This window comes from Nocardia nova NBRC 15556, from assembly GCF_001613005.1.
GTDB classification, from domain to species: domain Bacteria; phylum Actinomycetota; class Actinomycetes; order Mycobacteriales; family Mycobacteriaceae; genus Nocardia; species Nocardia nova.
The window spans coordinates 23,438-32,570 of record NZ_BDBN01000063.1 but is presented as its reverse complement, the minus strand read 5'-3'; the positions used below and the strand labels follow the sequence as shown (position 1 = coordinate 32,570).

Sequence of the window (9,133 nt, the reverse complement as noted above, 5' to 3'; positions counted from 1 at the left end):
TGCCGCTGCTCCCGACCGGCCGCACGACTCGGCCGATCGTGCGGCCGAGCCCGCCGGCTTCCTACTTCTTGGACAGGTCCCGGCGCGCGGCGACCTTGGAGGACAGGCCGTGGATCTGGACGAAGCCCTTGGCCAGCGACTGGTCGAAGCTGTCGCCCTCGTCGTAGGTGGCCAGGTTGAAGTCGTAGAGCGACTCCTCGCTGCGGCGGCCGTTGACGACGACGTTGCCGCCGTGCAGCACCATGCGCACCTCACCGGAGACGTGCTGCTGGGTGTCGCGCACGAAGGCGTCCAGGGCCCGCTTGAGCGGGGAGAACCACAGGCCGTCGTAGACCAGCTCGCCCCAGCGCTGCTCGACCTGACGCTTGTAGCGGCCGAGTTCGCGCTCGACGGTGACGGCCTCGAGCTCCTGGTGCGCGGTGATCAGCGCGATGGCGCCCGGCGCCTCGTAGATCTCGCGGCTCTTGATGCCGACCAGGCGGTCCTCGACCATGTCCAGCCGGCCCACGCCCTGGCGACCCGCGCGCTTGTTGAGCTCGGTGATGGCCTCGAGCACGCTGACCGGGCGGCCGTCGATCGCGATCGGCACACCCTTGTCGAAGGTGACGATCAGTTCGTCGGGCGCCTCGAAGTTGACGGTCGGGTCGACGGTGTAGTCGTAGACGTCCTTGGTCGGCGCGTTCCACAGATCCTCGAGGAAGCCGGTCTCCACCGCGCGGCCCCAGAGGTTCTGGTCGATCGAGAACGGCGACTTCTTGCTGACGGTGATCGGCAGCGCGTTCTCCTCGGCGAAGGCGATGGCCTTCTCCCGGGTCCACGCGTAGTCGCGCACGGGGGCGATGACGTTCAGATCGGGCGCGAGCGCGCCGATGCCGACCTCGAAGCGAACCTGGTCGTTGCCCTTACCGGTGCAGCCGTGCGCGACGGTGGTCGCGCCGTGGTACTCGGCCGCCTCGACCAGGTGCTTGACGATCAACGGGCGGCTGATCGCGGACACCAGCGGGTAGCGGCCCATGTAGAGGGCGTTGGCCTGCACGGTCGGCAGGCAGTACTCGTCGGCGAATTCGTCGCGGGCGTCGACCACGATGGCCTCGACCGCGCCGCAGTCCAGTGCACGCTGGCGCACCACGTTCATGTCCTCGCCGCCCTGACCAAGATCGATCGCGACGGCGACCACCTCGGCCCCGGTCTCCTTGCCGATCCAGCTGATGGCAACGGAGGTGTCCAACCCGCCGGAATAGGCGAGTACGACGCGATCGGCCATATCTGATGCTCCTCAGGTTCGTGCGTATGCGTAGGGGGTGCGCGATGTCACCGGTGCGATGTGCCGCCGCTACCCGCCCTCGGACGGCTCACATCAACTGCAAATGATTATGCATGATGATGCAATCCCATTCATAACCGGGGGTGGGCGTACCACCGCCCGAGCACCACGGCGCCCCCACCGGCCCACCCGACGGATCGGACAACCGCGGACATTCACCCCGAAACCCGTGAGCGTCAATGAGATTGCCGCAACCGGGTATCACCGATATGTCACCCTGATAGCGAACGACCCCAGATGCCCCGGGAAAGGCGGACCCATGCTCTCCACGTTTGCGGGTTATTTCGGCACGATCGGCTCGGACGTGCTGGCGATCGGCCAATCGGTGATCACCCTCATCTCCGACCTCATCGGCGCGGGCGGCGCGGGCACGCCGGGCGGCGGCTTCGGCGGGAACTACCCGCCCGGACAGTATCCGCTGGCCTGAGCCGCGGGACCCGAGCGCCGGGCCGGCGGTTCGTTGCGGGCCCGCTACTCACCCGAAGCTGACCCGATCGAGCCAGAAGTCGAACAGTTCCCGCTCGCCCAGGATCTCGATATCGGCGTCCTCGACCGGCCGGCGCCGATAGATCACCAGCAGGAGTTCGGTGAGCGGCCCGCGAATCGCGACCGCGGCGCGCTCGTGGGCGCGCCGCCAGCCGATGGCATCGCCGGTGAGATCGACGATCCATTCGGCTTGCAGCTCCTCGGACGTGTCGATGGCATGAAAGTGCAGCGTGCGACCGGGCCCCAGCAGTTCCCGCGCCTCCGGCTTGTAGTCGAACATCACCGGCAGCGAGCCCAGTTCCAGCCATTCGTCGATGGCGTCCGCGGCCACATCCGGCGCGGCGTGATATTCGGCACCCAGCGCGAGCGTGGCATCCGCGCGATGGATCAGCGTTTCGTGGGTGAAGCGGCGGGCGTAGAAGTCCGTGGTCGGCACGACCGGCACCGGCGTCCAGAGCGCGAGGCCGGGCCCCGCCTCGAGCAGTTCGGCGGACAACTCCGCGGCACCCTCGGCGAGCCAATCACGTAATTGTTCGGGGTCCTCGTCCAGATATCCGGACAGATCCCGGAACGCGAAGTCGTCCTCCGGCAACGGTTCTCGAACCCGGCCGGCCACGGCCGCCCGTGCCCACCGCTGCGCACCGCCGAGGTGGCGTCCCAGCTGGCCCACGGTCCAGCCCGGACAGGTCGGGACGGGAAGCGCGGTATCGGCATGCGCGAGTGTGGCTCGCAGCAAGTCGGTCTGGGCAACGATCTCATCGCAGTACCGCTCGAAGGTCAGCGCCATGCGCACACCCTACGGACGGGCACCGACAGATTCACGGACTCGACGCGTCAGGCGTCTCCAAGTACTCCGGTGACGATCCGGCGAATTCGGTCGTGGTCCGGATCGGTCGTGGCCGGTTGCCGTTCGGGCCACTCGTGCGGCGCTTCCTCGATGCCGAACAGGACCGCCGTGAAGCGCGGATGGATTGCGAGAGAGAAGATTTCGTCCACGGCGGCGAGCGCCTCGGATTCGGGCAGCTGCCACTTCGCCGCCACGAATGCGGTGAGATTGCGGCGGGTGGTCGCGAAGATGGCGTCGTAGAAATCGGCGGCGGCCGCCGGTACCCGCTCCGCTTCGGCGATCACCAGCCGGCAGGTGCGCACCGACTGGACCCACACCACCGACCGGAGGAATCCGACGCAGTATCCGGTCACCGCGGCCAGTCGGTCGTCACCGTAGTCCTCGGGAGTCCCCAGCCGGTTCAGATGCAGGCCGCGCACGAAGTCGACGACGGCGAGGAACAGCGCGTCCTTGTTCTCGAAATGCGCGTACAGGGTTCGCTTCGAGGTTTCGGCGCGCGCGGCCAGCACATCCATCGACGTCCGCTCGAACCCCACCTCGAGGAAGACGTCCTTGGCCGTCCACAGGATGTGTTCGCGCAGCCGATCACCACGCCTCGCCATGCGGTCTTCCCTTCCGTCAAAGTAAACGGTACGGTGTAGTTTACTTACGTCGCACTCGTTCAGGAGTAGTTCATGATCGTCGTAACCACACCTACAGGCAGTATCGGACAGCAGGTCCTCGATCTCGTGGCCGGCAGCGACCAGCCGATCCGGGTGATCGCCCGCGATCCGGCGCGCCTGGCCCCGCACATCCGCGAGCGGGTCGAGGTGGTCCAGGGATCGACCTCCGATCGCGAGGTCGTCGCCGCCGCGGTGAAGGGCGCCGACACCGTGTTCTGGCTGGTTCCGCCGAATCCGTCGGCGCCCAGCGTGCCCGGTCACCTGCTGGAATTCGTGACGCCGCTGTGCGAGGCACTCGACAGCATCGGCCGGATCGTCGCCGTCTCGAGCCTCGGTCGCGCCAACGGCCGCAAGGCGGGACAGATCTCGGCGATTTTCGCGATGGACGCGCTGATCGAGAGCAGCGGGGTGCATTACCGGTCGCTGTGCCCGCCCGGATTCATGGACAATATGCTGCGGCAGGTCGATCCGATCCGGAACCTCGGCACCTTCTTCGGCACCGTGTCCGGCGATCACCGGTTGCCCGCCTGTGCCACACGGGATATCGCGGCCGTCGCGGCCCGGCTGCTGCTCGACGATTCCTGGACCGGACAGGACAGCGTGGAGATCCGCGGTCCGGAAGATCTGTCGCACAACGATATGGCGCGCATCATGTCCGAGGTACTCGGCCGCCCGATCGGCTATCAGCAGGTCTCGGCCGCCGACTACACGGCATCGCTGACGGCGCACGGGATGAGCGCGGCCTGGGCGCAGGGGCTGGCGGATATGTCGGCCGCCGTCGACGACGGCCTCTACGACACGCCTCGCACACCGGAGTCCTACTCCCCCACCGGTTTCCGGCAGTGGTGCGAGGAGGTGCTCGCTCCGGCGGTCGCCGGCTGATTCGCCCGATTCGGTCGTCGGGTCCGGAATGTCACCCGCGCCATCGGCGGCCGCCGTTCCGGACCCCCAAACCCTTTGATCGGCAACGCCTTCCGGTCGACGCGGAATCCGTGCACGAGCGCTTGATTTCGAATACCATCCGATCGAGACGATCCCGTGCCGACAGGAATGTGATGAACGCGTCCGACAGCAGTGCGACCTCCGATGCCGAGGCGCCCAGCAGTGCCCGCATCTACGACTACGCACTGGGCGGCAAGGACAACTACGAAGTCGACCGCCGCGCGCTCGAGAAGGTCATGGAAGGCTTTCCGACGGTACGGATCGCGGCCCGGCACAACCGGCAATTCATGCACCGCGCGGTCGACGCCCTCGCCGATGCCGGGGTGAAACAGTTCCTCGACATCGGCACGGGCATCCCGACCGAACCCAATCTGCATCAAGTGGCGCAGGAGCGGGCCCCGGAGGCCCGCGTGGTGTACGTCGACAACGACCCGGTGGTGCTGGCACACGCGCGTGCCCTGCTCGCGGGATCGCCCGAGGGCCGCACCGCCTACATTCAGGCCGACCTCACCGATCCCGAGGCGATCCTGGCCGCATCGGAATTGCGCGAGACCCTCGACCTGGCCAGTCCGGTGGCGTTGAGCCTGGTCGCGGTGCTGCATTTCCTGTCCGCCGAACAGAATCCGGCCGGCGTCCTGAAGACCCTGCTCGACAACCTCGCGCCCGGCTCGTTCGTCGTCGCGTCACACATCACCGCCGATCTGGACCCGGAAGGGATGGACCGGGCGCTAGAGATGTATCGCCGCAGCGCCGTATACGCGCAGGCCCGCACCCGCGACGAATTCGCCGCCTTCTTCGACGGCCTCGAACTGCTGGATCCGGGCGTCGTCGCGGTCAACCGCTGGCGCCCCGGCATCGAACCCCCGTCCTGGCTCGACGCCCAGGTCAACTGCTGGGGCGCGGTCGCCCGCAAGCCGTAGCGTTCGACGCTCAGCCGCGCCAGTCCGGGTCGCGGCCGAGGAGGGCGACTATACGGTCCAGTGGCGGGCGTGATTCGTCCTCGGCCAGCCGGGGCCGGTAGGCGCCGCCGGGGCCGGTGAGCGGGCTGCCGGGCGCGGTGATCGACCGGGCGATCGGCAATGCCACCGCCGTCAATCGCGGCGGGACGGGACAGGGACGGTGCAGCGCCCGCGCGAGGTCCCAGCGGTGAGTGAGCATGTCCACCAGATGGATGCCCAGCACTCGTTCGGTGGCGAGCGGGCCGGACCGCGGCAGTTCCACGACCTCACCGGAGCGCTCGATCGCCGCGATCCACCGGGCCGTGACGTGCGCGAACGCGGCGCGCGGATCGTCGATGAATTCGGCCGAGGTCCCGAGCACGGAGGAGTTGACCGCCTCGTGCCGCTCGTTCATATGCGTGATCAGATCGGCGACATTCCATCCCGCGCACGGCGTCGGCGCGGTGAGATCCGCGTCCTCGAGTGTGACCACATCGTGGCCGATCAGGGCCAGAGCCATCGCGTCCAGCCGCAGAAGTTCGCTCATCACAACACCTTTCATCGTTTAGCGTACGAGCGTTCGCCAAATGACTATAGCGAACGATCGGACGCTATGCTGAACGGATGTCACCTCGCCGTTCCGCCGTCGACGCATCTCGCACGCGAGAGCGCATCGTCTCCGTCGCCGTCGAGCAGGCCTCGCTGAGGGGCCTGGAGGGTGTGACGATCGGATCTCTCGCCGAGAGCCTGGAGATGAGCAAGGCCGGCGTCGTCGGCCCCTTCGGCTCGCGGGAACAGCTGCAACTCGCCGCCCTGGAACAAGCCGGGAAGATCTTCCGCGAGGCGGTGATCGCACCGCTGGAGGGATTGCCGCCGGGCATCGAACGGTTGGGGCGGATGATCGACAACTGGATCGCCTATCTGGCCGAATGCCCTTTTCCCGGAGGCTGTTTCGTCACCGCGGCCTCGACCGAACTCGACGGCCGGCCGGGAGCGCTCCGCGATCGCCTCCGCGCGTACGTGGACGGCGCTCGCGCAGCGCTGGCAGCCGAAATCGTTGCCTGCCGAGCAGAATCGGACGGCCCCCATCGCCCGGTGGACGAACTGGTCACCACTGTCATCGGAATCACGATGGCGGTCAACCAGGAGATTCAACTGCTGGACGATCCCCGCGCGGCCGATCGCGGGCGGGCGGCGCTTCGAGCCGCCTTGGGGCTGGCGCCGTGAAGCAGACGTCCGAGCCGGGTCGATCTCCGATTCGGCCGTCTACGCCAAATGTTCGATCTTCGCGGCCAGTTCGGCACCCGTCATGGGTTCGCGGGCGATGACCGCGATGGTGTCGTCACCGGCGATGGTGCCGACCACTTCGGGCAGTGCCGCGCGGTCGAGTGCGCTGGCCAGGAAGTGCGCCGCACCCGGCGGCGTCCGCAGGACAGCGAGGTTGCCGCTGTGGTCGGTGGAGACCAGCAGGTCGCCGAGCAGTTTGGAGAGCCGGGACGTGCCGCCGGTGACGCCGCGCACAGGGCTGCCGTCCTCGGGGACGACGTAGATACCGGCGCCACCGTCGGCGGCGCGCAGTTTCACCGCGCCGAGTTCGTCCAGATCACGCGACAGGGTGGCCTGGGTGGTTTCGATGCCCTCGTCGGCGAGCAGGGCAGCCAACTCGGTCTGGCTGCGAACCGCGTTGGCGGACAACAGTTCCACGATGCGCTGCTGGCGCCCGGCGCGGGTGCGTGCGATGGCCGGGCCGGTGCGCGGACCCTCCGATCCGGCGCCCGACCCGTTCGTTCTCGCAGTGCTCACGCCGCACCGCCCGATCGTCGCTCCAGCAACCACACCAGCAGCGCCTTCTGCGCGTGCAGCCGGTTCTCGGCCTCGTCCCACACGACACTGTGCGGGCCGTCGAGCACCTCGTCGGTGATCTCCTCGCCTCGATGCGCCGGAAGGCAATGCAGCACAACCACATCCGAGGCGGCATGGGCGAGCAGTTCGGCGTTCAGCTGGAACGGGCGGAACGGGCCGACCCGGTCGAGGCCGTCGTTCTCCTGCCCCATCGAGGTCCAGGTGTCGGTGACCAGGGCGTCGGCGCCGGTGGCCGCCGCGACCGGATCCTCGGTCAGGGTGATCGTGGCGCCGGTTTCGGCGGCCCGCTTGCGGGCGGCCTCGAGCACCCAGTCGTACGGCTGGAACCCCTCGGGCGCGGCGATGGTGATATCCAGTCCGGCGGTGACGCCGCCCAGCAGCAGCGAATGCGCCATATTGTTCGCGCCGTCGCCGAAGTAGGTGAGTTTGCGCCCGGCGAGTTCGCCCCTGCATTCGCGCAACGTCAGCAGATCGGCCAGCACCTGGCACGGATGGAACTCGTTGGACAGCGCGTTCACCACCGGAACCGTTGCCGCCGAAGCCATCTCGTCGAGCCGGTGCTGTTCGAAGGTGCGCCAGACGACGGCGTCGACGTAGCGCGACAGCACCCGTCCGGTATCGGCGAGGGTTTCCTCGCGGCCCAGCTGGGTGTCGCGGCCGTCGACCACCACCGCGTGCCCGCCGAGTTGCGCGATGCCCATCTCGAAGGAGAACCGGGTACGGGTGGAGTTCTTCTCGAAGATCACACCCACCCCGCGCGGCCCCTCCAGCGGCCGACGGGAAATCGGCGCGGCCTTCAATTCCGCTGCCAGCGCTAAGATTTCGGCCTGTTCGGCGGGCGTGACGTCGTCGTCACGCAGGAAATGCCGCACCATGGTCACTCACTCTCCTGGGAAGCCGCGTCGAGGATGCCGGGCAGGTCGGCGAGGAAGCCCTGCGCCTGTGCCTCGGTCAGGATCAGCGGCGGGGCCAACCGGATCACATTCGGCTTCGGCGGGTTGATCAGATAGCCGGCGGCACGCGCGGCCGCCTCGACCTTCGCCGAAACGTCCTCGGTCAGTTGGATTCCGATCAGCAGCCCCGCGCCGCGCACGTGGTCGACCAGCGGATGGCCGAGTTCCTCGATGCCGTCGATCAGCGTTTTGCCGACCGATTCGACGTGCGCGGCCAGCCCCTGCTCGTCGATGGTCCGCAGCACCGCCAGCGCCGCCGCGGCGCTGACCGGATTACCGCCGAAGGTGGTGCCGTGCAGTCCGGGGGTGAGCAGTTCCGCCGCCCGGCCCTGCGCCAGCACCGCGCCGATGGGCAGACCGCCACCCAGCCCCTTGGCCAGCGTGATCACATCGGGCACGATGCCCACGGCCTGATGCGCGAAAAACGGTCCGGTGCGGCAGATTCCGGTCTGCACCTCGTCGAGGATCAACAGCGCGCCGTGCTCGGAGGTGATCCGGCGGGCCTCGGCCAGATAGTCCAGCGGCGGCACCACCACACCGCTCTCCCCCATGATCGGCTCGAGGAAGACCGCGGCGGTATCGGAATCCACCGCGGCGGCCAGCGCGGCGGCGTCACCGTAAGGCACGTGCACGACACCGGGTGGCATCGGTTCGAACGGCGCCCGCTTCGACGGCTGCCCGGTGAGCGCGAGCGCGCCCATAGTGCGGCCGTGGAAGGCCTCGTCACAGGCGACGATCTTGTGCCGTCCGGTGAGGCGCGCGATCTTGAACGCCGCCTCGTTGGCCTCGGTGCCCGAATTACAGAAGAACGCCCGGCCGTGTCCGTCACCGAAATGCGCGAGCAGCTTCTCGGCCAGTTCCAGAACCGGCTCGCTGACATACAGATTCGAGACGTGGCCGAGGGTGCCGAGTTGCTGGGTGACAGCCTCCACGATCGCCGGATGGGCGTGGCCCAGGCTGTTGACCGCGATACCGCCCAGGAAGTCGACGTAGCGGTTGCCCTCGGCGTCGTAGACGACCGCGCCCGAGCCGCGCACCAGCGCCACCTTCGGGGTGCCGTAGTTGTTCATCAGCGCGGACGACCACCGCTGCTGCAATTGCTCTGTGCTCATGACGTT

At 68.1% G+C, this 9,133-nt stretch carries 11 protein-coding genes; 4 read left to right on the top strand and 7 right to left on the bottom strand.

Annotation, left to right across the window (positions count from 1 at the left end; genetic code table 11):
- Positions 1–61: 61 nt before the first annotated feature.
- Positions 62–1,264: an argininosuccinate synthase gene (locus NN2_RS24035; protein ID WP_030518242.1), complete on the bottom strand. Its 1,203-nt coding sequence runs from the start codon at positions 1,262–1,264 to the stop codon at positions 62–64.
- 319 nt (positions 1,265–1,583) lie between these two features.
- Between NN2_RS24035 and NN2_RS37400 the strand changes: the two genes are divergently transcribed.
- Positions 1,584–1,751, top strand: a complete 168-nt coding sequence (locus NN2_RS37400) for a hypothetical protein (protein WP_156055842.1) — start codon at positions 1,584–1,586, stop codon at positions 1,749–1,751.
- A gap of 48 nt (positions 1,752–1,799) precedes the next feature.
- Here NN2_RS37400 and NN2_RS24030 read toward each other — a convergent pair whose 3' ends face one another.
- Both NN2_RS24030 and NN2_RS24025 read right to left on the bottom strand, forming a co-directional pair.
- Positions 1,800–2,597 (bottom strand): maleylpyruvate isomerase family mycothiol-dependent enzyme, encoded by a 798-nt coding sequence (locus NN2_RS24030; RefSeq protein WP_063016101.1) that lies wholly within the window; start codon positions 2,595–2,597, stop codon positions 1,800–1,802.
- Between the two features lie 47 nt (positions 2,598–2,644).
- Positions 2,645–3,259: a TetR/AcrR family transcriptional regulator gene (locus NN2_RS24025; RefSeq protein ID WP_063016100.1), complete on the bottom strand. Its 615-nt coding sequence runs from the start codon at positions 3,257–3,259 to the stop codon at positions 2,645–2,647.
- Positions 3,260–3,331: 72 nt separating this feature from the next.
- Between NN2_RS24025 and NN2_RS24020 the strand changes: the two genes are divergently transcribed.
- Together NN2_RS24020 and NN2_RS24015 are read left to right on the top strand one after the other, a co-directional pair.
- The gene (locus NN2_RS24020) at positions 3,332–4,201 is read left to right on the top strand and encodes an NmrA family NAD(P)-binding protein (protein ID WP_063016099.1); all 870 of its coding nucleotides are present in this window, start codon (positions 3,332–3,334) and stop codon (positions 4,199–4,201) included.
- A 173-nt stretch (positions 4,202–4,374) separates the two neighbouring features.
- Complete coding sequence (locus NN2_RS24015; RefSeq protein WP_063016098.1) at positions 4,375–5,181, top strand: SAM-dependent methyltransferase; 807 nt, start codon at positions 4,375–4,377, stop codon at positions 5,179–5,181.
- Between the two features lie 10 nt (positions 5,182–5,191).
- Here NN2_RS24015 and NN2_RS24010 read toward each other — a convergent pair whose 3' ends face one another.
- Positions 5,192–5,746: a TIGR03086 family metal-binding protein gene (locus NN2_RS24010; protein WP_063016097.1), complete on the bottom strand. Its 555-nt coding sequence runs from the start codon at positions 5,744–5,746 to the stop codon at positions 5,192–5,194.
- 77 nt (positions 5,747–5,823) lie between these two features.
- Here NN2_RS24010 and NN2_RS24005 point away from each other — a divergent pair, with 77 nt between their 5' ends.
- The gene (locus tag NN2_RS24005) at positions 5,824–6,426 is read left to right on the top strand and encodes a TetR/AcrR family transcriptional regulator (protein WP_063016096.1); all 603 of its coding nucleotides are present in this window, start codon (positions 5,824–5,826) and stop codon (positions 6,424–6,426) included.
- Positions 6,427–6,465: 39 nt separating this feature from the next.
- Here NN2_RS24005 and NN2_RS24000 read toward each other — a convergent pair whose 3' ends face one another.
- The 3 genes from NN2_RS24000 to NN2_RS23990 are packed head-to-tail and all read right to left on the bottom strand — an operon-like array spanning position 6,466 to position 9,127.
- Positions 6,466–6,939, bottom strand: a complete 474-nt coding sequence (locus tag NN2_RS24000) for an arginine repressor (protein WP_030518235.1) — start codon at positions 6,937–6,939, stop codon at positions 6,466–6,468.
- A 59-nt stretch (positions 6,940–6,998) separates the two neighbouring features.
- A complete protein-coding gene (gene argF, locus NN2_RS23995; RefSeq protein WP_063016095.1) occupies positions 6,999–7,937 on the bottom strand; it encodes an ornithine carbamoyltransferase in 939 nt (312 codons plus the stop codon).
- A gap of 2 nt (positions 7,938–7,939) precedes the next feature.
- The gene (locus NN2_RS23990; RefSeq protein ID WP_063016106.1) at positions 7,940–9,127 is read right to left on the bottom strand and encodes an acetylornithine transaminase; all 1,188 of its coding nucleotides are present in this window, start codon (positions 9,125–9,127) and stop codon (positions 7,940–7,942) included.
- Positions 9,128–9,133: the final 6 nt, after the last annotated feature.